This is a genomic window from Bifidobacterium sp. FKU, from assembly GCF_026016385.1.
GTDB classification, from domain to species: domain Bacteria; phylum Actinomycetota; class Actinomycetes; order Actinomycetales; family Bifidobacteriaceae; genus Bifidobacterium; species Bifidobacterium infantis.
On sequence record NZ_CP092888.1, the window covers coordinates 2,559,202 to 2,583,161 of the forward strand.

General features: G+C 58.6%; 17 protein-coding genes. 5 read left to right on the forward strand and 12 right to left on the reverse strand.

All coding sequences use genetic code 11. From position 1 onward, the window contains the following. Positions 1-38: 38 nt before the first annotated feature. From MMB48_RS11360 to MMB48_RS11375, 4 genes are all read right to left on the reverse strand, one after another. Positions 39-1,409, reverse strand: coding sequence for an extracellular solute-binding protein (locus tag MMB48_RS11360; RefSeq protein ID WP_032743469.1), 1,371 nt, complete (start codon positions 1,407-1,409; stop codon positions 39-41). 379 nt (positions 1,410-1,788) lie between these two features. Further along, positions 1,789-3,159: a 6-phospho-beta-glucosidase gene (locus MMB48_RS11365; RefSeq protein WP_032743468.1), complete on the reverse strand. Its 1,371-nt coding sequence runs from the start codon at positions 3,157-3,159 to the stop codon at positions 1,789-1,791. Beyond that, complete coding sequence (locus tag MMB48_RS11370; RefSeq protein ID WP_230581155.1) at positions 3,156-3,941, reverse strand: DeoR/GlpR family DNA-binding transcription regulator; 786 nt, start codon at positions 3,939-3,941, stop codon at positions 3,156-3,158. The genes MMB48_RS11365 and MMB48_RS11370 overlap by 4 nt, the downstream gene beginning before the upstream one ends. A 108-nt stretch (positions 3,942-4,049) precedes the next feature. Next, entirely contained in the window at positions 4,050-5,033 is a 984-nt protein-coding gene (locus MMB48_RS11375) for a carbohydrate kinase family protein (RefSeq protein WP_050496193.1), read from the reverse strand. Between the two features lie 264 nt (positions 5,034-5,297). Between MMB48_RS11375 and dcd the strand changes: the two genes are divergently transcribed. From dcd to MMB48_RS11390, 3 genes are all read left to right on the forward strand, one after another. Beyond that, positions 5,298-5,879, forward strand: coding sequence for a dCTP deaminase (dcd, locus tag MMB48_RS11380; RefSeq protein ID WP_007051821.1), 582 nt, complete (start codon positions 5,298-5,300; stop codon positions 5,877-5,879). A gap of 61 nt (positions 5,880-5,940) precedes the next feature. Beyond that, entirely contained in the window at positions 5,941-7,557 is a 1,617-nt protein-coding gene (locus tag MMB48_RS11385; protein WP_012578679.1) for an FIVAR domain-containing protein, read from the forward strand. Positions 7,558-7,748: 191 nt separating this feature from the next. Beyond that, entirely contained in the window at positions 7,749-9,206 is a 1,458-nt protein-coding gene (locus MMB48_RS11390) for a dicarboxylate/amino acid:cation symporter (RefSeq protein WP_012578680.1), read from the forward strand. 200 nt (positions 9,207-9,406) lie between these two features. Here the strand turns inward: MMB48_RS11390 and MMB48_RS11395 are convergent, their stop codons facing one another. Both MMB48_RS11395 and MMB48_RS11400 read right to left on the reverse strand, forming a co-directional pair. Further along, complete coding sequence (locus tag MMB48_RS11395) at positions 9,407-11,044, reverse strand: glycosyl hydrolase (protein WP_012578681.1); 1,638 nt, start codon at positions 11,042-11,044, stop codon at positions 9,407-9,409. Between the two features lie 358 nt (positions 11,045-11,402). After that, positions 11,403-14,390 (reverse strand): cation-translocating P-type ATPase, encoded by a 2,988-nt coding sequence (locus tag MMB48_RS11400; RefSeq protein ID WP_032743466.1) that lies wholly within the window; start codon positions 14,388-14,390, stop codon positions 11,403-11,405. 160 nt (positions 14,391-14,550) lie between these two features. Between MMB48_RS11400 and MMB48_RS11405 the strand changes: the two genes are divergently transcribed. Next, positions 14,551-14,766, forward strand: coding sequence for a substrate-binding domain-containing protein (locus MMB48_RS11405; RefSeq protein ID WP_003827807.1), 216 nt, complete (start codon positions 14,551-14,553; stop codon positions 14,764-14,766). Here the strand turns inward: MMB48_RS11405 and MMB48_RS11410 are convergent. The 3 genes from MMB48_RS11410 to MMB48_RS11420 form a co-directional block, all read right to left on the reverse strand. Continuing rightward, positions 14,759-15,271 carry a PTS glucose transporter subunit IIA gene (locus MMB48_RS11410; protein ID WP_012578683.1) on the reverse strand — a complete coding sequence of 171 codons (513 nt, stop codon included), beginning with the start codon at positions 15,269-15,271 and terminating at the stop codon, positions 14,759-14,761. The genes MMB48_RS11405 and MMB48_RS11410 overlap by 8 nt on opposite strands. Before the next feature lie 108 nt (positions 15,272-15,379). Beyond that, the gene (gene nagE, locus MMB48_RS11415) at positions 15,380-16,918 is read right to left on the reverse strand and encodes an N-acetylglucosamine-specific PTS transporter subunit IIBC (RefSeq protein ID WP_003827809.1); all 1,539 of its coding nucleotides are present in this window, start codon (positions 16,916-16,918) and stop codon (positions 15,380-15,382) included. Between the two features lie 301 nt (positions 16,919-17,219). Then, positions 17,220-18,434, reverse strand: a complete 1,215-nt coding sequence (locus MMB48_RS11420) for an MDR family MFS transporter (protein ID WP_032743488.1) — start codon at positions 18,432-18,434, stop codon at positions 17,220-17,222. Between the two features lie 87 nt (positions 18,435-18,521). Between MMB48_RS11420 and rlmB the strand changes: the two genes are divergently transcribed. Further along, positions 18,522-19,514, forward strand: coding sequence for a 23S rRNA (guanosine(2251)-2'-O)-methyltransferase RlmB (gene rlmB, locus MMB48_RS11425; protein WP_032743465.1), 993 nt, complete (start codon positions 18,522-18,524; stop codon positions 19,512-19,514). A gap of 106 nt (positions 19,515-19,620) precedes the next feature. Here rlmB and MMB48_RS11430 read toward each other — a convergent pair whose 3' ends face one another. The 3 genes from MMB48_RS11430 to MMB48_RS11440 form a co-directional block, all read right to left on the reverse strand. Continuing rightward, positions 19,621-21,033, reverse strand: a complete 1,413-nt coding sequence (locus MMB48_RS11430; RefSeq protein ID WP_032743464.1) for a DUF4032 domain-containing protein — start codon at positions 21,031-21,033, stop codon at positions 19,621-19,623. A gap of 220 nt (positions 21,034-21,253) precedes the next feature. Next, complete coding sequence (locus tag MMB48_RS11435; RefSeq protein WP_012578687.1) at positions 21,254-22,381, reverse strand: ABC transporter ATP-binding protein; 1,128 nt, start codon at positions 22,379-22,381, stop codon at positions 21,254-21,256. 357 nt (positions 22,382-22,738) lie between these two features. Next, positions 22,739-23,914: a glycosyltransferase family 2 protein gene (locus MMB48_RS11440; protein ID WP_032743462.1), complete on the reverse strand. Its 1,176-nt coding sequence runs from the start codon at positions 23,912-23,914 to the stop codon at positions 22,739-22,741. Between the last annotated feature and the right edge of the window lie 46 nt (positions 23,915-23,960).

The window sequence follows — 23,960 nt, forward strand, 5'->3', positions numbered from 1 at the left end:
AACGCCACCGGCAGAACGGTGCGAGCCGAGAGATAATGTCATTCCTTGATGACGTTATCCTCGCCAACGATCTCGGCTACTGCCTGGTCATAGGTTTGCGCTGCCTGATCGGCGGAGGCTTTCCCAGTAATCACACTTTCCGTAGCCTTTTGCACTTCATTGGAGACCTTGGAGTACACGCTCAAGCCGGGACGATAATGCGTGTACTGCACAAGGTTAGTCGCATCTTTCACATAAGGATTCTCAGGCTGATTTTCAGGATCCGAAGTGACATCGGAACGCGGGTTTATGTCCAACGTGTAGTTGGTGTAGTACTCCATCGAGTTCTTAGCACTCGTAGCCTCTTGCACGAACTCGAACGCAAGTTTCGGGTTCTTGCTCTTGCTACCCACACCAATGGCCCATCCACCAGACATGGAAACGAATCCAGGATCTCCCCCGTTCTCGGTCGGGAACGCAGCCACCGCCATGGTCTTGTCGTACCCATCCCATTCGTAGGAGCCACCTTTTGCCCAGGAACTGGGATACCAGCTGCCTTCCACAGTAGCTGCCATCTTGCCGTTCGGGAACCAATCACTTTGCATTTTCTTGGAAAGGTTAGTATCAAGCGCGTCTGACACAGAAGGTGCATATCCCTTCTCATACAGCGTCTTAGTGAACTCCAACGAATCTTTGAACCCCTGGGAACCAATCACCCACTTCTTTTTAGCACTGTCATACAATGCGTTATCACCTAGCTTCGTGCCAAACAACAGCTGGTAGAAGCCCTGCATAACAGTTCCTTCCCCCTGGGTAGTGCCCGCATATATATTGAAAGGAGTGATGCTTGCATCGTATGCTTTGACCTTCACTGCCATGTCAAGAATATCGTCCCAGCTCTTGGGCTGCCAAGGCACTTCAACTCCAGCTTTCTGGAGGATGTCTTTGTTGTACCAAATGGCGCGGGTATCGGTAGATAGCGGGACTCCATAGATCTTGCCGTCATAGGTAACGGATTTTTTTGTCGAATCAATGAATTTGTCCCAATCATTCCATTGATCCACATAGCTTCCGATGTCCATCAGATATCCGGCCTCTACATCAGCGCCCATCTGAGACGTATCTTCATAAATCACATCGGGAGCAGTCGAAGCCGAGCGGAATGCTAACGCGACTTTAGTGTTATAGTCTTCCTCGCTACCAGCAACGACTTGCAGCTGAATATTCGCATCAGGATATTTTTTCTCCATGTCTTTTTTGACCTGCTTGAATAGGCGGTCCGAATCCGGAGCCGAGGATGTGCTCCAGTACATTACCTTGATGCTGTTATCGCTACTGGATGAACCGGCACCACAGCCACTGAAGACAAGTGAAGCAGCCGCCGTTGCGGCTAGTACCCCCATAAGCTTTCCATACGATTTCCTGGACATGTTGGCTCTCCTTCGATTAACGGGAATAGGTATAGCCGAATGAATCCAATAAGCAATCACCTCATTGCGACTTTCTCATTGGAATCAATCATAGTTTATCATATATTTCAATTATTTGTCATCTGAATAGATGTTCATTAATCAAGCTCAGTAAAAGTCGCTCATTATCAGGACCAAAACTACTCCTACGATGCAAGAAACCCAAATGTGTCCGTATTCTAATCACGAGAGATCAGGGAGAGTTGACAAAAGTCGGGCTCTCCCTGAACCAGAAAGGAGTTAAGACGCATCTTTGCTCGAGTTTGCGCGACTTTGTAAGCGCGATGCAGATTAAATTCCGAAACAGATTTTCATGTCTCAGAATATTATGACGTCATCGTCATCGAGAGAGCGCAGCGGCGACGCCCGGAATACGTGTCTTGTATCCCTCAAGCAGCTGGCGTGCAATCGGCACGGAACCCACCAATGGATGCTCTGCAAATGCCAGCAGCGCCTCTTTGTTCGATCCGGTCAAACCAGCGGCGATAGCATGACGCTCAACCGATTTGACACTCTGCATCAAACCAATCTGATGAAGATCCGGCTGCGCATATAGCGACAGCGGATGCATACCGTTAGCGTCGACCATGGTTGGCACCTCAACTACAGCGCCGTCGGGCAGATCGACAACAGTACCTCTATTGCGCACGTTGAGAATCATGATCTGGCGGTCATTGCGGCTGATGGCCATCATAACGCCGAGCGCGACGCCAGCATAGCCCAGCTGCGCGGGGTCAAGATCCAAATCTCGCTCAGTGGCAGGCGCCCCTTGAACTCCGCCAAGCGCTTCTGCCATGTAACTGGCATCACGCTCTTTCACTGTGCGCCACCACAGAGTGGCAACATCGTCGCCTTTCTGCGCGACATGTGCGGCATCATGGTAGAACTTGGTCTGCGTAGTCTTGAGAAAATCTCCACGAGTCTGCGGCGATTCCAAAATCCTGCGCACAGCATCTTTGTTGTCATAATAGTAATAAAGATACTCGTTCGGCAATGCGCCTAGTTCACGAATCCAGTCTTTGTCGAAGATGTGGGCCTCTTCCATCTTGTTAAGGCGTTCATCATCCGCGAGAAGATCAGGAAGCAAATCTTTCCCATCCACTACCACGCGGCGCATCCAGCCCAAGTGATTCAGGCCAACGTAATCCATCTGAGCGCGCCGATAATCAGCGCCCAAAACACCGGCCACACGACGACCAAGACCAGACGGCGTATCGCAGATACCGACCACACGATCACCGAGAACAGTCTGCATCGCTTCAGTGATAATACCAGCCGGATTGGTAAAGTTCACGAAGTAGGCGTCCGGTGCTAGTCTCTTCACCTTTTCGGCGATATGGACCATCACCGGAACCGTACGTATCGCGTAGGCAATCCCACCAGGTCCTGTAGTCTCTTGCCCAAGTACATTAAGATCAAGCGCAACATGTTCGTCGCAACAGCGGCCGTCCAACCCGCCCTCACGTATGGCGGCAAAAATGAAATCAGCGCCTTCGATGACGGGTTCCAATTTCGTAGAGACCGTGAGCTTGGGCACATCCTCAAATCCCTCGGCAAGCTCCCGGAGGATAGCTTCAATAACCAATAGACGAGATTGATCGATATCGTACAATGCGACCTCGGTAATCCTCGGCTCCCCATGGTCGCGAAGCAACGCCTCCCAGACGAATGGAGTACGGAATCCGCCTCCACCCAAAATAGCCAGTTTCATGCGATTATCACCTTTCTGCCGGCAAGCCGGCTCTTGTCAATCACATCCTCCGGAGCCCCGGATGTTGTGATCATTGTGTCGACCTGGTCTAGGCCACACAACTGCATGCCCCCTGTTCCGGGCATTTTCTTCTCGCTGGCGAGAAGAACAACTTTTCCCGATGCGACGATTAGCGCTCGCTTGATGGGCGTTTCGACTGCCATATCGTCTACCACTGAATTACGTCGCACGCCCGTACAGCTCAAGAACATGATGTCAGAACTGATCTGTTGTGCGGCCTGTTCAGTTAGAGGTCCGACCAATGACTGATTGTTACGTCGAAGTACGCCTCCAATGAGTACCACATCGATGGCCTCATCTTCACGCACCACATCCAGCACCGCGAGATTTGACGTAACGATTGTCAGAGGTCGTCCAAGCAATTCTCGCGCGATCAACGGCGTAGTCGAGCCTACGTCCAGAACGACGATGTCCCGGTCGTTGACCAATTTTGCCGCCTCTTTAGCCATACGCTTTCGAAGGCCGAAATCTGAGCGCTGGTCCGAATCAGACAAAGGATCCTCTACTATGCCAGAATCGGTCGTGTTCTCTCGGCTGCCTAAGGTGAGCATGGCACCACCATATTTGCGAGACAACAACCCTTCATTTTGCAGGATTGACAAATCCCTGCGAATAGTGGATTCGCTCACGCCCAGTTGCTCTGCAAGATCTGCGACTTTCCTGCCGCCGTCAGCAAGTGTGTTAAGAATCTGCTTGTGACGTTGCGCCATTAACAAAGTCATGTGTTCTCCATCGTTGTGGGAATAGTCTTTAAAGTCGAGCATATATTTTCATGCCGTTCATGCACAAGATTTGGTCCGGAGAGGTAGCAATATGCTCTTCTCATACAGTCATTCACGATTATGTGTAGACTGCCTTGTCGCCCAGTCCTTGAGAAACATCCACCGTCGGACGAATCGCTCGCCTTGCTCATATTCTAGTTGATCGATTAGTTCTGAAATCCTTTGTGAGCTCGGCGCACTTATAGCACCGCCAGGCTGCTGCACACAGCACGCTGCGACGGCCGTCGCCAAAAGCAAGCTCTGTTCCAGGGTCCACCCCCAAGCCATCCCGACCATAACCGCTGCGCTAAAGGTATCTCCAGCCCCAGTCGGGTCAACGGCTTGAACTGGAAGCGCAGGAACTTTAAGCCGGTTACCCCCCTCAGCAGCAGTAACGCCTTCACTGCCCAAAGTGACAATCGCCATGTGCGTGTATTGCATGAGTATGTCCAATGCTTTCTCGACAGATTGGCTACCGGTATAGGCGGTTGCTTCCATCTCATTCATCAGAACCACATCGACCTGGCGCAACCGCTCCAGTAAATGCTTGTCCCATTCCCCAGCGGAATCCCAACCCAGCCCGGCAAACAATATGGCGCCCTTTTCCCGGAGCTTTAAAGCCCAGTCAGGAATGGTACTGGCGGAGCCGAGATCAACAAATACCGTGCCTGCCGCTGTATCGTCGTCATGCCATTTAGCGTCAGGAAGAGCCTCTTGATAAGTCACAAATGCACGGTCCTCACCATCCGTAATTGATACAGTGATTGGATTACTCGCGCCGGCACAGAATACGCAATGAGACAAATCAAGATTGGGCTCTTTCTTAAGTTTTTCCACCGCAAGCATCCCAATTGGGTCATCCCCAAATGGCGCCAACAAACTTGTTCTTGCTCCCAATCGAGCTGCAGCAACGGCTCGGTTCGCAGCACCACCGGGAGAAATGATCAAATCCTTGGCAAACTCCTCTGTTCCAGGCGCCGGGATTCGGCATCCTGAAAATACAAGATCAGCGAATACATCGCCGGAAACCAGCACATCCACCTTGCCGCACATAACCCCTCCTTCATCGTCGTTGATTGCCGAATGAGCAACTGTGACTGAGTTTAACTGATTTTGCTCATTTGCGCAAATCGATAATTCAAAAATGCAAGCTAATTACATTGCAGAAAGGCAAGAACCACGAAAACTCATGCACGAATGAGTGTTTACGGCTATGACAGGCGCTGTATTCACATATGGGAGCCAAGCCTTCAGACCTGTTTCCGGTGCGAGCGCTAGACTTGGGGGCAGTATCCCGTTATGCCGCAAGGAGTGTATATGCTGCTGTCCGATCGCGATATTCTCGCCGCACAGTCCGCAGGTCATATCTCACTTGATCCGTGGACCCCCGAAATGGTGCAGCCCGCTTCCATCGACGTGCGATTGGATCGGTACTTCCGTTTGTTCAATAACCACGCCTACACATATGTCGATCCGGCGGAAAACCAAGGCGCACTTACCGAACAGTTCGAGGTGGCTCCCGACGAACCGTGGATTTTGCACCCCGGCGAGTTCGCACTGGGTTCCACGTGGGAATACGTCAAGTTGGACCCGTCCATTGCCGCCCGCTTGGAAGGCAAGAGCTCACTGGGTCGATTGGGTATTCTGACCCATTCGACTGCGGGCTTCATTGACCCCGGTTTCGAGGGGCATATTACGCTTGAGCTGTCTAATGTGTCGACGCTGCCGGTCAAACTATGGCCTGGCATGAAGATCGGCCAGATGTGCTTCTTCCAGCTGAGCTCGCCCGCTGAGCACCCTTATGGCTCCAAGGGCACCGGCTCGCATTATCAGGGCCAGCGGGGTCCGACGCCGAGCCGTTCCTACGAGAATTTCTACCGCGCGCACATCGACGACTGAGCGTTGCGACGTACCATTCGGCCGGCGATGCCGGCCATTTGCTTAATCCCAAGGAGATGTCATGACCAACAGCGATGGTGGGTTCCAGTTCGACTTCCAGCAGCACGAAAAGCCGGTCAGGCCAACGGTTCCTCCGATTCCCGGGCAAGAGACGGCAGCATATAGCACGGAACCCACGGCACAGGCCACACCGGCTCTGCAGTTCCCGCAGTCTGTGCAGTCTGTGCAGTCTGTGCAGCCGACGCAGTTTGCACAGCCCACACAGCCCGCACAGCCGACGCAGCCCATCGATCAGGCCATGACGCAACCGTTCTCGCCGCAATTCCCGGCTGCGGTTGCCGCACAAGCACCACAGCCGGCGGCAGCCACACAGCCAGCAGTATCCGAAACACCAATCGCCGCTGCGCCCGGCCAGCAGCAATACGTTTGGGATCAGGCGACGCAAAGCTTCCGCCCGGTGGAACCGACAGCGCCGGTGACACCAGCAGCACCAGCGGCACCGGCGACATCGCCTGTTTCGGCAGCTTCAAACGCCGCGACACAAGCGTTCCAGCCCAATCAGGCCGAGCAGCCTGCGGTAGATGCCGAGGCAACACAGGTGTTCCAACCTGATTCAGCTGCGGCCACACAGGCATATGGCGCATCATCCACCGTATCCGGTGAGACCGTTGCCATGCCTGCAACGCAAGTAGCGTCTGCCGATGATGCCGCAGCCACACAGGTGTTCCAACCGGCCGCCCTGGCCGCTTCGGCACAGGCTCAGCCTGCTGTGATGCCTCCCTCCATTCCGTTGGCTCAGGTCTCCGATGAGGACGATTCCGATGGCGCCGAGCCTCGTCACGGCGGTAGCGGCAAAAAGAACACCCTCAAAATCGTCGGCATTGCCGTAGCGGTAGTCGCCGTGATAGCGCTGGTTGTCGCCGGCCTGCTCTGGTGGCATTCCAACAGCAGTAAGGCGAGCCAAGCCGTGGCATTGGCCGAGTGCAAGGTAGCGGCCAAGCAGTACACGAATGCGCAGAAGAAGCTCACCACCGCCATATCCAATGGCCAAACCAGCGCGCAAACATCCACCAGCGATGTGGCCGATGCCAATACGCTCACCACGCTGAATCAGGCGTTGCAAGACGCCGGCAACCCGGCTGACACCGCCAAGTGCGATTCCAGCCTCAACGCCACTGAGTTGAAGTCTCACATTAAAGAGCTGCAGAATGATGCCAGCGACATGGCTGACAAGACGGATGCCATCAACAATGCGATCAAGGCCGTTAACACTTCAAAGGCGACGGCCGATACCGACACACTGAAATCGAACCTGAGCTCGGCTATTTCGCAGGCGCAAGGCACGCTAGATAATTCCGCGGGCAGTGTGGCCGATGAAAACACCCGCACCGCGCTGCAAAACACCATCACCGAGGCCAATACGGTGATGAACGGGACCAGTCCGTCCGAATCCGACGTCAACAATGCGATTTCTAAACTGCAGAAGGCCGAGTCCGACGTCACCGCCTCGATGCAGGCCAAGCAGCAGGCAGATGCCGCCAAGCAGGCCCAGGAGAAGGCCAAGCAGCAAGCCCGGCAGGAGGCGCAACAACAGGCCCAGAAGAAGCCCGGCGACAACGGGACCGACAACGACAACGGCAACGGGACCGACACCAACTCCCAACACACCGGCAACTAAAATCCACGCACGCCCCACATACGGCACCGCCCATGGAGGCGGAATGGCCCGAAGCGCCGCTCTGATAGGCGACTATAGGAAACGGCGATAACCACAGGGCGTTGCGTCAACGATGCGACGGATAGATTGATTCCAACATGAAACGGATCGTCCCGCACGGACACATCCTGATTTTCAGAGAAGGGAACATCATGTCCGACATCGCATACGACTGGCTCACTTTGGGTGCGGCCGCCGTCCTATTCGCCATCCTGTCATTCCTCAAACGCAAGAAGAACGCGGGATTCACCACACGGGTGCTGCTGGCAACGGCATTCGGCGTCGTTCTCGGCATCGCATGCAAAGGCCATACCGGGTACGTCGGCGCGGTGGGTTCCATCTGGTCCAGCGTGATCACCGCGCTGGTGGTGCCGCTGCTCGTGTTCAGCATCATCTCCAGCATCACCAACCTCGGAGAATCCATCCGATTGAAGAACATCGGCGTGAAGACCGTGTTCTTCCTGCTGCTCAACACCACCACCGCCTCACTGCTCACGCTGCTTCTGGCGCAAGCGTTCCAGTTGGGGCGCGGCTTCCACTACACCTTGTCCGGCGACTACACGCCACACGACGTTCCCGCGGTCCTCGACACCATCGTGAACCTGTTCCCGCGAAACCTCGCGGACAACTGGGTCAACAACCAGGTGGTGCCCATCGTGCTGTTCGCCATCCTGACCGCACTCGCCTACAACGCCGCCGCCTCCACGGACAAAGGCCGTTCCGCGGTCGCGCCGTTCAAGACCTTCATCGACGCGGGCAACGTGGTCTTCTCCAAAGCAACCCAAATCGTGGTCGGATACACCCCGTATGCGGTGCTCGCCCTCATCGCCGAAGCGGTGAGCGGCAGTGATGCGGCCACCCTGCTGCCGCTGGTGCTCGCCTTGGCCGTCGCCTACATCGCAATCGCCCTGCAGCTGTTCCTGGTGCAGCCGCTTGTGCTCGCGACCGTGACGAGACTGAACCCGATCCGATTCTTCAAGGCGTTCTTCCCCGCCGGAGTGGTCGCGTTCACGTCGGAGAGCAGCATCGGCACGATTCCCGTCACCGTTCGCCAGCTACGCAGCGCCGGCGTTCCGGGCGACATCGCCTCGTTCGTGGCCGGACTGGGCGCCAATCTCGGCATGCCCGGATGCGCCGGCGTGTGGCCGATGCTGCTGGCGGTGTTCGCCGTCCACGCTCAGGGACTGAACTACTCTCCCGCACAGTATCTGTTCCTCGTGGTGCTCACGCTCCTGGTCTCGATCGGAACCGTGGGCGTGCCCGGCACCGCCACCATCACCGCGACCTCGTTGTTCGCCGCCGCCGGCCTGCCGATTCCATTCATCGCCATCAGCCAGCCGATCAGCCAGATCGTGGATATGGGCCGCACCGCATTGAACGTCGCCGGCGCCGCCAACACCGCGGTGATCGTCGCGCAGACCGAACATCAACTGGATGCCGACCTGTATTACGGGCGTAAGGAGTATTCCGACGAACTCGACGTCGACGGGTCCGACGCCGGTCCGGCCCCCACGCCGACGACGGCACCGGCAGTGCCCCCGCGCCTGCCGAATGCGGTGCTTCTCGCCAGCGGAGGCGACGCCTGCTGCGGCATCAGACCCGGCAAGTGATTAGTATTCAAGATTTGTCGTGCCTCCTGTTCTGTGCCCTGCATGAACAGGCACAGAACAGGAGGCATGGTTTTTCATATTCACGGCATTGGCCGTACTTCCGTCCATTCGTGTACAAGATTTCGATGATGAACGACGATATGTCAACATCACAAGAACATCGCGGGGACGTCAGGATGAGCGAGACATCCCCGCGAAAATCAGGAGAGCTTACGTGATAGAGACAGAGCCACCCCTGCGATGGCAAGAGTCACGCCTACGGCAACGATAATATCCGTCGAGATGCCGGTCGCACTCAGTTGCTTCGGTTGGCCTTGCACTTTGTGATTGGTAACCTTGTCACGGTTGCCATTCTGATCGGTGGAATCTGGCGTCGGAACCGGCACGGTGGCATCAAGCGCCGCCTTCAATGCCTGCGACCACGCTGATACTTGGTCCGCTGTGTAGATCTTGCCGGTCAAACCATCGATGGCGGCATCACGTGCCATACGGAGTGCAGTTTTTGCATCCGATTCCGCCGTATCGGCACCAATGATCTCACTGGATTTATCAATCTGCTGTTGCAACACGGAGATGTCAATCCCTAATAATCCAGCTTCCAATGTCGGATCATATGTGTTGGAGAAACCTTCTCCGTAGTCACCACCAAGGACTGCTTTATTTGTCTCGTATAGGTTAGCGGCCTTCCCCACCATATCCCGCGCCTTATCCGCGGATGCGGCGTTGTCGTCAATCACCTGACGCAACGACATGCGATCAAGGTAATGGTTCGCTGCAGTCTTTGCCGTATCCAACGCCATGCCCTCGCTCTCCGCAATGGCGGTCTTGGTCCACAGCAAGTTGGACGGTACAATCCGACGCAGGTCTTCATCATAGTTGCGACCGTCTCGGTCGAGCGCGTAAACGAACATGCCGCCAAGATTATGCTCACGCACATATGACGCCACTTGATAGAAATGGCTTTCTTCATACGGCTCGGTGGCATCATACCAGCGATTGTTCATGTCCCCTTCTTCGGGGAACGTCAGGCCCGGCACAAACTCGTTGCCGATATAAGGCTGATAATCGGCGGCGGCCCTAGCGGTGCGATCGGAGGAAGAACCGTACTGCTGGTATGCCACGTAGTCAAAGCATTCCGCCACATTCTTGAACGGATTGAGATAAGATCCATTCGTGTCATAAAGGAACATCGTGGTATCCGGCTTGGCGGATTTGGGACCGATGTGTTTGGACAGTGCACGAATCACATTGTCGGAGATCTTCACATCGGCATCATTCGGGTGCGCCTCCATGTCGATATCCAGACCATCCAAGCCAACGGAGATCATGTATTTATCGATTACTTGCTTAGCATAGGCATCATAATCAGCTTCGGTCGCCTCGCTCTCGGTTTTGTTCTGCTCTTTCATGAAAGTACGAAAACCATTGACCGCCACGCCGGTGTAATCAATGCCCCGAACCAGCTTGATGCCACGCGAATGCAAGTACGGTGCATAATCAGATTTGAGCTTATCGTAGAACGGTTGCGCCTGTTCTTCCTGTCCCGATGGAACATAGCTGAATATATTGACCACGTCGACGCCGTACGGAATATCGTACATCGAAATCCAGTTATCGTCTGGAAGGTCGGTGTTGACACCCTTCATCGTGACATCACGCCACGCGCGGTAGTACACCATGAAATGGCGACCGGTCGATTGTATGGTTTCCTGTGTCGGAGAAACGGCGTCCGCATTCGCTACCGGTGCAAACGCGCATGTTGCGGCCATCGCTGCCGCTACGATGCCTGCGGTCATAGACGCCACATAACGCGGCATCATCTGTTTGATGAAAGTCATAGTTCCGCTTTCCTTACTGTTATGGTTTTAATCTTCCTCATCAATCGAGGAAAAGGCGACGCCCCGATGGCAGATCGGACCATCTTTGGCACCATTGCCGGTCGGAACTAAATCGCTTTAGTATAAGGATAGGCGCTGATCAAGACACTCTGAAACATCGGCATGTACATCTCCACGAATCCAAGCACAAGACCGCCAGAATACCCTACGAACGACCTCCCGAACAAGAACGGCATTGTCTATTTCAGTAAATCCAGCGAACCGCTACGCTATATTTAGCCAACCAAAACAACGGTGGGCCGGACTCACGCCCGACCCACCGTTGTTTGATTGCCCGACAATCAGGCCAATACGATGATCACCGCCTTGCCATCGCGCGCAACACAATCTTACGTAGCTCGGAGGCAATCAGCACGATTGCGGCCAGGCAGATGCACTCCACCCACGCCATCGGGCTCAGCGCCACGGTGCCGAACGGACCATTGAGGAACGGCACGTAAATCACCACGAGCTGCAGCGCCACGGACAAACCAATCGCACCCCATAGCCACTTGTTGGAGAACAGACCCACGAATGCGGACTGCAGATGTGAACGGGATGCCAGCGCGTTGAACAGCTGGGCGAACACCAGAATCGTGAAGCCCATCGTACGGGCCTCGGTCATCTGCGCCTCATGGCCGATGGCCTCCACCGAACGATCGGTGAACAATCCGCCGGACAGATGCATGTCCATACCAATCAGCGTAACCACCGCCATAATGATGCCGACGAAGATGATGTCGCCCCACATCGAAGCATCGATCACACGATCCGTCATCTTGCGGGGTTTGCGGCCCATCACATCATCGGTCTGAGGATCGACGCCCATGGCCAACGCCGGAGCGGCATCGGTCAGCAGGTTGATCCACAGCAGCTGAGTGGCAAGCAACGGCACCGTGACGCCCACGGTCTCCGGCTGGCGGATGCCGAGGAAGCCGGCAAACACCACGCCAAGAAACACGGTGAACACTTCGCCCACATTGGAGCTCAGCAGGTAGCGCAGGAACTTGCGGATGTTGTCGAAGATCACGCGGCCCTCACGCACGGCGGCCACGATGGTGGAGAAGTTATCATCCGCCAGAATCATCTTGGCGCTCTGCTTGGTCACCTCGGTGCCGGTGATGCCCATGGCCACGCCGATATCCGCGGACTTGACGGCCGGCGCGTCGTTCACGCCGTCACCGGTCATGGCCACGATATTGCCTTGGCGCTGCAAGGATTCGACGATCTTGAGCTTGTGCTCGGGGGCCACGCGCGCGTACACGGACACTTCGGACGTGGCCTTGTCGAGTGCGGCCTCATCGGGCAGCTGGTCGAGCTGGTCGCCGGTCAGGGCCTTGCCGTCCTTGGCGATGATGCCAAGGTCGGAGGCGATGCGGGCGGCGGTCAGCGGGTGGTCGCCGGTGATCATCACCGTGCGGATGCCGGCACGATGGGCCTCGGTCACGGAGTCGCGCACCTCAGTACGCGGCGGATCGATAATGCCGACCATGCCATTCCAGATGAGATCGGTTTCGATGGCTTCGGCCTGATCGGCGATGTCGGACACCTGGCCTGCAGCGTTGACGCTTACACCGGGCACATCAGCCAAAGAACTGGTTTCCAGCGGACGGCAGGCCTCGCCAAGCGTACGGTAGGCCTCGGAGGAGAGACGTTCGACGGTGGCGAGAATCGACTGGCGATCGCCTTCGGTGAGCTTACGGACCTGACCACCCACGCGGATGCGCGTGCAGTAGCTCAACAGCACGTCGGGCGCGCCCTTGGCGAACACGGTGAGCTTATCTGAATCGGTGCTGTCCTTGGCGATGATGGACATGCGCTTGCGTTCGGAGGTGAACGGAATCTCGCCAACGCGCATGTAGCGCTTGATCTTGCGATCGGCCTTGACCTTGCGGGCGGCCACGATAAGCGAGACTTCGGTGGGGTCGCCCACAATCTCCCAGTGGCCGTTCTCCTCACGCAGTTCACCGTCATTCGCAAGCGTGCCGGCCACAAGCGTGGCGACGACCTCATCGGCCATGATCCGGGCCTGCTCGGACTCGGGATCGACGCCGCCGGCCAGTACCATACGCCCTTCCGGCGCGTAACCGGTGCCGGTGATCTGCACTTCGCCGGACGGGGTGACCACACGTTCCACGGTCATCTCGTTGCGGGTCAGCGTGCCGGTCTTATCCGAGCAGATCACGGAAGCGGAGCCCAGGGTTTCCACCGAATGCAGCTTCTTGACGATCGCGTTGTGGGCCGCCATGCGCTGCACGCCAAGCGCCAGCACCACGGTCAGAATGGCGGCCAAACCTTCCGGCACGGCGGCCACGGCAAGCGAAACGGCCAGCAGCAAGGAATCAATCACGTCATGGACGTCGTTGAAGCCTTCCAGCACGGCGAGCGCCACCAGCACCACGACGGCGATGACGCACACCGCAATGCCGAGGATCTTGGAGACGTAATCCATCTCCTTCTGCAACGGGGTTTTCTCGTCCTCTGTGGCGGAGAGCATGTCGGCGATCTTGCCGACCTGCGTATTCATACCGGTGCCGGTCACGATTGCGCGGCCGGTGCCTTGCGTCACGGAAGTGCCGTTGAAGATCATGTTGGCGCGGTCGCCCAGCGCCTTGGCCTCGGTGAGTGTGTCCGGCTTCTTGCCAACCGGCACGGATTCGCCGGTCAGTGAAGCCTCGGCGATGCGCAGGCTGGCCGCGTTGACCAGTCGGCCATCAGCGGAGACCGAATCGCCTTCCGCAAGGACGATGATGTCGCCGGGAACCACGTCGGCGGTGTTGATGCGCATGACCTTGCCATCGCGCAGCACCGAGGTCTGCGGGGCCGTCATTTGTGCGAGCGCTTCGACGGCCGCCTCGGCCTTGGCTTCTTGCATGTAGCCGAGCACAGCATTGACAATCAGGATCAAGATGATCACGATGGCGTCGAACGGAAGCGCCTCGCCGCCTTCCGCGCCGGGCTGCGCATTGGCTTTTTCGATGAACCAAGCGATCACCGAGATAATAGTGGCCGCGATCAGCAGGTAGACCAGCGGATCTTGGAATTGGGCCAGGAATTTCTTCCATTTCGGTACGGGCGGGGCGCTGGCGAGCTCGTTCGGGCCGAATTTGGCCAGTCGACGCTTGGCTTCTTCCTCGCTCAGGCCCTGGGATGGGTCGACGTTCAGGGCTTTGGCCACGTCGTCGGCGCTGGTCAGACTTGGATCCGTATCCCCCAATAGCGCTTCCTGTGCGCGCACTTCTTCCGATTCCACGACCCCGTTCGTTGCGGTCGCGGACTTTGCGGATTGATCGTTACGATCATCCATGGTGTTCTCCTTGGTATCGCCGCGGAGTAGTCAGCCTCGCGCCGGCACCGGGTTGTCTCTCCCGGGCGGCGCAGGACTGCGCGGTTATGGGCATCGACGCAATTGCAGCCGATGCGTACGATGCCATTATTCCATAACCCGGCGGCACACTGGTCAAGCCATGACGGGCGAGCTGGGCGCGGACATCGTCGAGCGGTACAACGACTCGCCCATCGCTGCGGCCGCGCTGCCCGCCCTGACCTCGGTGCGTCCGCCGTACGCGCGTATCGTCACCGAGGTCTTGCGTCTCATCGAAATCGGGCCCGGGAATCCCACGCACATCTCGTTGCCACCGGAACTCGTCGTGCGCGCCTCGAGCTCGAATCGGCTTATCTGACGGCGAGGGTGCCCACTTGCGCGCCGACGGCCACCGTACCGGAACCGGTAAGATCCAAAGCGGCGATGGTGGCCGGGTTGGTGAACACCACGATGACGTCGGTGGCTTTGCCAGCGGCCTTGACCGCATCGAGATCGACCTTCTCGATGGGATCGCCGGCTGAGACCGTCTGCCCGGCACTCACCAGCATCGTGAAAGGCGCGCCCTTGAGTTGCACGGTATCGACGCCGATATGCACCAACACCTCGACACCGCCCGGAGTGGTGATGCCCACGGCGTGTTTGGCGTCGGCCACGGTGGTCACCGTTCCGGAAACAGGGGCGACGACCAGCCCGGAGGACGGCACCACGCCGAACCCATCGCCCAGAATCTTGGCGGCGAACGTGTCGTCGGGCACTTTCTCGATGGACTCCCAGACACCATCGCATGGGGCGAGAACCGACATCGCTGCGGGGGCGGGCGCCACCTCATCGCTGTTGTGGAACAAACCGGAGAACAATCCCATAATGACTCCTTGAAAACCAATGATGGACGATAACGGACGACTGCGTGACGCCGATCATGTCGACGTCACGCAGCCCAGTCATCATGCCATGCGCCAGACTGCCAAGCGCTAGGCTTTATGCAGCTCTTCCATGGCATCGGCCACAGCCTGCACCTGCGTGCCGACCACAACCTGGACATTCCTGTCGTCGATGACCTTCACGCCGGGCACCAGCTTGCGGATGGCGTCCACATCCACCTTGGCGGTGTCCTTGACGCCCAGACGCAGACGGGTCACGCAGTTCTCAATGTCGACGATATTGGCCTTGCCACCAAGCAGCGCGTAGAGCTTCGCGGCCAGCGCGGCGTACTTGTCGCGGGAGACCGCGGCGGCCGGGGCGGCGCCGGTGTCGAGAATGCCCGCCACGGCGGCGGCGCCCTCATCGTCAACGCCATCGCCACGGCCCGGGGTCTTGAGGTCGAACTTCTTGATCATGAACGTGAACACGAAGTAGTAGATGACCGCAAAGACCAGGCCCTGCACGATAAGCATCCACGGCATATGCGCCTGCGGCACACGCAGCGAGAGGAACCAATCGATGAAGCCGGCGGAGAAGTTGAAGCCGGCGATCCACTGGAAGGATGCGGCGATGAACACCGACAGGGCGGTGAGCAGCGCGTGCACCACGTACAGCGGGAAGGCGGCGAACATGAAGGAGAACTCCAGGGGCTCGGTCACACCGGTGAGGAAGGCGGCCAGACCACCGGCGAGCATCAGGGAGCCGACGGTACGACGGTTCTCCGGCTTGGCGCAGCGGTAGATGGCAAACGCGCCCGCAGGCAAGCCGAACATCATGATCGGGAAGAAGCCGGCCTGGTACATGCCGGTGACGTACTCGCCCCACGGCTGGAATCCGCCGGTGGCCAGCACGGCCTTGGTGGTGCCGTTGAGACCGCCCACACCGTTCCAGAACTTGGTGATGTCATCAATGCCGGCAAGGTTGAACCAGAACACGTTGTTGAGGGCGTGGTGCAGACCCGTGGGGATGAGCAGACGGTTGAAGAAGGCGTAGATGCCGGCGCCGACCGCGCCCATGCCCATCAGGGACTCGCCGAAGGCGACCAGACCGTTGTAGACCAGCGGCCACACGAACAGCAGCACCAGGGAAATGACCGACATCAGCGCGGCGGTCAGGATCGGCACGCAGCGACGGCCGGAGAAGAAGGCCAGGAAGTCGGGCAACTTGGTCTTGCTGAAACGGTTGTACAGCGCACCGGACACGCAGCCGACCATGATGCCGAAGAACACGTTCTTGTTGCCGATGGCGCCAGGAGCAAAGGCGGCCGGCGGGTTCTCGGCGTCGAAGCCCAGGAACATGGAGGCCGAGCCCATGATCGTGGTGATGGTCATGAAACCGACCAGACCGGACAGGGCCGAGGCGCCGTCCTTGTCACGGGCCATGCCGACGGCCACGCCAACGGCGAACAGCAAGCCCAGATTGTCGAGGATCGCCGAACCCGTCTTGCACAGATAGGCGGCGATGACGTTGCCGCCACCCCAACCGCTCGGATCGATCCAATAGCCGATGCCCAGGAAGAGCGCCGCGGCGGGCAGGCAGGCGACGGGCAGCATCAGCGCGCGGCCTAGTCGCTGAATATAGGCTTTCATTTCTTTCTCCCTTCATGCGGGTTTTCCAGCGGTGGAGTACTTCTCTGTGCCCTGCTCCGCCGTCACGCGCCGACCCTCCATTGGACCGGCCGATATCCGGCGGGGCGAGTACCGCTTTCAACGGATAATAGTACGCCACAGACGTCATGCGCCGCAACTCAGCACACTGAAATCAAGGCTCGGAGAACCGTGCGCGGATTTCGGAAACCTAATCGAACATGCAAAGCGTCTGAGCCGCGGAATGCCGCCATTTTCGGTCATGTTCGTTTGTGTGGAAACAGTTCGGATGGGTGCACGGTTCTTACTGAGAATCGTCCTCTGCACCCATCGCGGCGGCCATGGCGGCGTCTCGGGAACCCTTGGTGACCCGCAGGCCCACGGTGACGCCGACCAACACCACCGTGCAGGCGATCCACAGCATCCGCCCGTCGAAGCCGCCGATTACCCAGCCGCCGATCAGCGGTGCCAATGCGATCGACACCGACCACACCACGTTATAGACGCCCTGGTACGTGCCGCGGGCGGTGGCGGGCGCCATGGCGGCGACCGTGGTGGTGGCGATGGGGAACGTGCCCAGCTCGCCCAGCGTCCACAGCACTACGGCAAGCGCGAACCCGCCCCATGAATGGGCCACGGCCTGCACCGCATAGCCGATGGCGGTCACCGCAAGGCCCATCACGAGCACACGCGAATTGCCCATGCGCGCGAACAGTTTCATGGCGGGAATCTGCAGCAGACACAGCATGCCGCCGTTGATGGTCAACAGCACCGAATAGTCGCCCAACCCCAGACCAAGGTCCGTCATGGCAATGGGCAGGCCGGAGGTGCTTTGGAAGTACACCAGGAAGTAGCCGAACATCAGCAGGGAGAAGCCGAGGAACGGCATATCGGCAAGCACTCGACGCCAGTTGCGCGCCATGGAACCCTCGGGGCGGGCCGCCGGCGCCGAAGTCGTCAGATGCCTCACTTCGCGGAAGAACACGATCAGCAATATCGTGACGGCGATCATCACCGCCGCCTCGACGTAGAACATCAGCGAATAGGAGATCTTGATCAGCTGATTGGCCACAATCGGGCCGATCGCATACCCGAAATTGATGGCCCATGATTGCAGCACATAGGCGCGCTGTTGCCTCTTGGGAGGCACCACGTCGGCGATGTATGCGGCGATGGCCGGACTGGGCAGCGAGGCGAACGCACCGTATACGAACAGGGCCGCGCCCAACGCCACGGGATCGGCGAGGACGGAGACGACCAGAAGAGCGGCGGCCGCGCCGATTTCACCGATGATGATCATCGACTGGCGGCCGAACCGGTCGGACAGCGCGCCGCCGAACAGGCAGCCGATGATTGCGCCGAAACCGTACATGGCCACGACCGCGCCCACAACGCCTTCGTCGAGGTGCAGCGCGGAGACCAGGTAGATCGACAGGAACGACGTCACGAAGCGGCCCATCCACAGAATCAGAATCGCCAACCACAATCCCCAATACAGCGGGGATAGTCCGAATATCATGCGTTGCGTCTTCACTCCCAATACCTTACCGGCTTCCGATGGCGGAATGGCCGTGTCTTGGCGCGGGGTGCTGGGACAATGGCACCTATGGCTAACAAAAAAGGACCGACCAAGGGGTCGGGTGGCAAGCATCGCAACAAACTGAAGGGTTACGGCCCCACTCCGAAGGCCGAGGACCGCGTCTACCACAAGGCATACAAGGCCAAGAAGGCGGCGGAACGCCGGCAGATGGCCGACCCGCGTCTGGCGGCTCGCCGCCGAGTGGACAAGTTCGCTTCGGCGGACACCTCGGATCTGGTGTACGGCCGCAATTCCGTGCTGGAGGCACTGCGTGTGGGCGTGCCATCCTCCACGCTGTACATCATGTCGCGCATCGAGCATGACGACCGCACCCGCGAAATCGTGAAAATCGCTGGTATGAACGGCCTGCACATGCTGGAGGCCGACCGTCTGGAGATGGATCGTATCGCCCGCTCCGGCAACCATCAGGGCGTGATTCTGAAGGTCGATCCGTTCCAGTACTCCTCGTTGAACGAACTGGCCGATCGCGCGGAGAAGAAGGCCAAGGCTATGGAGGCCGCGAATTCGTCGGCCGCCCGCATCGCCGCCCGCCCGCTGTTTATTGCATTGGACGGCGTGACCGATCCGCAGAACCTGGGTGCCGTGATTCGTTCGGCGGCCGCGTTCGGTGCCAATGGTGTGATTCTGCCGGAACGCCGTTCCGCTTCGGTGAACGCCGCCGCCTGGAAGGTGTCTGCCGGTGCGGCCGCGCATATGCCGGTGGCGCGCGTGGTGAACCTGACTAAGGCACTTGAGGGCTTGAAGGAGCGTGGATACTACGTTGTCGGCCTTGACGGTGGCGGCGATAAGCTCGTCGGCGAGACCGGCTTTGAATCCGATCCGCTCGTTGTAGTGCTCGGTTCGGAAGGCAGCGGTTTGGGCCGACTGGTGCGCGAAACCTGCGACGCGATTGCCGGCATCCCGATCAGCTCGTCTGTTGAGTCGCTGAACGCTTCAGTAGCGGCGGGTATCAGCCTGTACGCGGTGTCCAACGCACGGCGCAAGGCTGCGGCGGAGTGATTGTCGCTTGAGGCCGTAATAGGTTGTACATACACGGAAGCCCCTCGATTTGAGGGGCTTCTTTGTGTGATGGGCTCACCGACAGACAGTCCATTGGATTGTCCGCTTAATGACTCCACACTGCCGCATCCGGATCGTCATCGGGGTTGTAGCCGTCGTCGTCCGGGTCACTGTAGGTGGATTCGTCGTCAATGACGCCGGAATCGGCCTCTTCATTAAGTTCGGCGAGTGCCTTGGAATCAAGGTTGTAGCTCGGCAGAACGTTTTCGATATAGCTGGTCACAGCCTCGCCCATCGGCACGTCGTGGCCGGCCTTCTCCGCCAAGAACCAGCGATGGTCGAGCACTTCGTGGAAGAACTGGGCGGGCTCGATCTGGGAACGATATTCACGCGGAATCATACGCACGGTCGGCTCGAACACCTCGCGCATCCAATCGGTGGCCACGATCTCCAGCTCCTCGCCCTCACGCCACGTGGAGGCACGGTAGGCATCAAGATCGTTGAGCAGACGACGGGCCTGGTTCTCCTGCACGTCAAGGCCGGTGAGACGCAGCAGTTTGCGGTTGGCGTATCCGGCGTCCACCACGCGCGGACGGACCAGCACACGCTTGCCGTCCTCGGCGGTCTTCATCTCCAACTCGTCCACATCAAAGCCCAGATCGTTGAGCTTGTTGACACGCTGCTCGATCTTCCACATTTCGTCCGGGTTGAACTTGTCGGTGTCGGTCAGGGCGCTCCACAACGAGTGGTAGCGTTCGACCAGCCGGTTGCCCACCTCGATCTCATCCACGTCGCCGGGCAGCAGCTTGCCGGACGCCAAATCCATAAGTTCGCCGATGATGTTGGTGCGGGCCAAGTCGATATCGTATTCGCGCTGGCCATCGGTGAGCTGGACTTGCAGGTCACCGGTTTCGGCGTCCACCAGGAAGGCGGAGAAAGCGTCGGCGTCGCGCAGGAACAGGACGTTCGACAGCGACACATCGCCCCAGTAGAAGCCGGCCAGGTGCAGGCGAACCAGCAGCACGGCGAGGGCGTCAATCAGTCGTTCGGCGGTGTCCGGACGCAGGTTGCGGGCGAACAACGCACGGTACGGCAGCGAGAACTTCAAGTGCCGGGTGACCAGAATCGCCTCCAGCGGCTCCCCTTCACGGGTGTGACGACCGGTGACCACGGCGATCGGGGTGACGGTGGGCAGTTCGAGCTTCTGCAGCCGGCGCAGAATCTCATACTCTCGTTCGGCCACCTGGCGCGTGATCTCCTTCATGGCATACACCTCGTCGCCCACGTGCACGAATCGCACGACGTGGCGGGAGATGCCTCGCGGCAGGTTGGCCAGCAAGTCCTCAGGCCAGGTGGCCAAGGGCTTGTGCCAGGGCAGCGTGAACATCTTCGGGTTCGAGCTGGCGGCGGTGATCTTCAATGCTTGCGGCTCAGCTGAACTGGCATGTTCGTCTTCGGCTTTGACAGACGTGGCCTTCAGCGCGCGCGGATCCATCTGGGGCAAATCGTTCAACTCCATGTGTTCGATTTTACGTGTCGTTCGCGATGTGTGCTCCTTGGCCACGACTTCGGCGCGTTATGTTTACGGGAAAACACTGTTTGGTCTCTCCCTCAGACCGTCTAGAAGGCAAAAGAAAAGCCCCGCAGCTATGCAGGGCTTTTCCAACGAGGCCATAAGAGAGGAAGAGAATAACCTCGTTTAATGGTTGACGAAGCGATTAGACCTCGCCAAGTATCTACTAGTTCAGACGCAGCTCAGTCGACGGAGCGAACAGGTGCATCTTGGCCGGGTCGATCTTGATCTTGACGGTCGCGCCAACCTTCGGCAGCGCACGCGGATTCACACGAATCGTGGTGAGCTTGTTCTGGTCGGACATGACCTGGGAAGCCTCAGCGGCGGATCCATCGGTGACGATGGTACCGTAGATGTAGCCATCGGAGCCCAGATCCTCGACGTTCACAACCTTCAGGGAGAAGGCGTTCGGGTCATCGACCGGGGCCAGACCAGCGTCCTCAGGACGGAAGCCGACCACGATCTGGCCGTTGTCTTCGGCGGTGAGCTTGTTGACGGCCTCGGCCGGCAGGTCGACGGTGTCCTCACCGATCTTCGCCTTGCCGTTGACCACCGGGTGAGTATTCAGGTTCATCGACGGGGAGCCGATGAAGCCGGCGACGAACACGTTGGCCGGACGATCGTACAGTTCGGTCGGGGCGCCGACCTGCTGCAGGATGCCGAGCTTGATGACGGCGATGCGATCGCCCATCGTCAGGGCCTCGGTCTGATCGTGGGTCACGTACAGGGTGGTGACACCCAGCTGGCGCTGCAGAGCAGCAATCTGGGTACGGGTCTGGACACGGAGCTTGGCGTCCAAGTTGGACAGCGGCTCATCCATGAGGAAGACCTTCGGCTCACGGACGATTGCACGACCCATGGCCACACGCTGACGCTGTCCACCGGACAGAGCCTTCGGCTTGCGGTCGAGGTACTCGGTCAGGTCGAGGATCTCAGCGGCCTTCTCGACGCGCTTGCGGATCTCGTCCTTCGGAGTGCCGGCGATCTTCAGGGCGAAGCCCATGTTGTCGGCAACGGTCATGTGCGGGTACAGAGCGTAGTTCTGGAACACCATTGCGATGTCGCGGTCCTTCGGCTGCATCGTGGTGACATCCTTGCCACCGATGAGGATGCGGCCCTTGTTGACCTCTTCCAGGCCGGCGAGCATACGAAGGGTCGTAGACTTACCACAGCCAGAAGGGCCGACGAGGACGAGGAACTCGCCATCCTTGATATCAAGATTCAGGTCATCCACGGAGGGCTTATCGTTGCCCGGGTAGATACGAGTGACGTGGTCGAAAACGACTTCTGCCATAGTTACTAATCCTTTCAGAGGCAGGTACGTGCCTCACGATCCGTTGTAAAGGGATTCGTTCTTTACTGTGCTTCCGCCCTCGTCACCGACGTACAACTTTGCTTTCGGAAACTGCAAGCTTCAGCGTTTACTTTTTTCCGGTTCAGTGAAGGTTCTCTTCGTTGAGCCGAGAACTACTATACACGGGCCGTGGGCCAAGGCAAGTGGCGTGTCTGAATGTAGGTAACATTATGGGCGTTTCTGGGGGTGTTGTGTGGTTCGGCCCATGACACGCCTGTTTCTCGAACGTGCGAACCGGTACACCCGACGTAGAGCAGGCCTGCTCTTCCCGGACTGATGGATTCCATCAGTCGCCGACTAATGCGACACAGACTCGAAGGTGACGCCGTTGCGGGCGGCTTTGCGCTCGGCCTTGCGCTCCTCGGCGTCTTCGATACGCTGTATGCGCAGCTGGCGCCAGTCCTCGCGCATGTCGCGGAAACGGTCGGCCAGCGTTACGTCATCGTTCTCGGCATCGTCATCAGTACTGCTGCCATCGGCCTTACCGAACGTGCCATCGGCCACCTTGGTGATGCCCAGCTTGAGCAGTCCGAGCAACTCACGCAACGTTTCCGGTACTGGCTCATCGCCCTCATCGGCGGACTTGGTCAGGCCCTCGATGCGGCGACGAAGCGCATCGGCGTCCTCGGGATCGATCTTGAGCCCGGCGATCAGCGACTGGCGCATGGTCTCGTAATCGAGGTTGGCAAAGAAATTCAGCTGTTGCAGCGTCATGAAGCCCTTGAGCTCGGGGAATCGGTGGACGATGTATTCCTCGCGGTCGTCGGCGGCGCGGGTCCAGTCGCGGGTGAGCTGCGGATCCCAGCTGGCGGTAATCGACCCCTCGCGCATGCGGTAGTGGTACAGCGCCTTGGGCAGACGGACCACGCGCGTGGCCTCGCCGATCACGTTGCAGATACGGGAGAGATCCTCGATTTTGCGACCCACCGGGAAGGAGAATCCGGTGCCCTGATAGGTGGAGGCGGGTGCCAGGAAGGCCCAGAAATAGCCGTCGATCTCAGCCTTGACTTGCTTTTTGATGGCCTCGACCGGGGTCAGAACCTGCACCTCGGTGAAGTCGTTGTGGCGATAGTTGGACAGCAGCGGCTTGTTGTTCTCGGAGATGGTGTCGAACTGGAACATCACCAGATCGGCATCGTATTCACGCATGGCATTCAGGCAGTCTTCCACCAGCGTGGGCGCCACAGTGTCATCCGAATCCGCAAAGTAGATGTATGAGCCGGTCGCCTGGGCGATGCCGGCGTTGCGTGCGTCGGACAGGCCGCCGTTGGGCTTGTGAATCACCCGCACGCGCGGGTCGCGGGTGGCCCAAGCGTCGCACATGGCCGGGCAGTCGTCAGGCGAGCCATCATCCACCAGCAGAATCTCGAGGTTGCGATAGGTCTGCGCAACCACAGACTTCACGCATTCATCAAGGAATTTCTCGACCTTATATACCGGGATGATGATGCTGACCAACGGCTCCTGTTCCATGCCTCCAGCGTAGCGCCGTCGTGCGAACGCGGCGGCGCTACGGGTT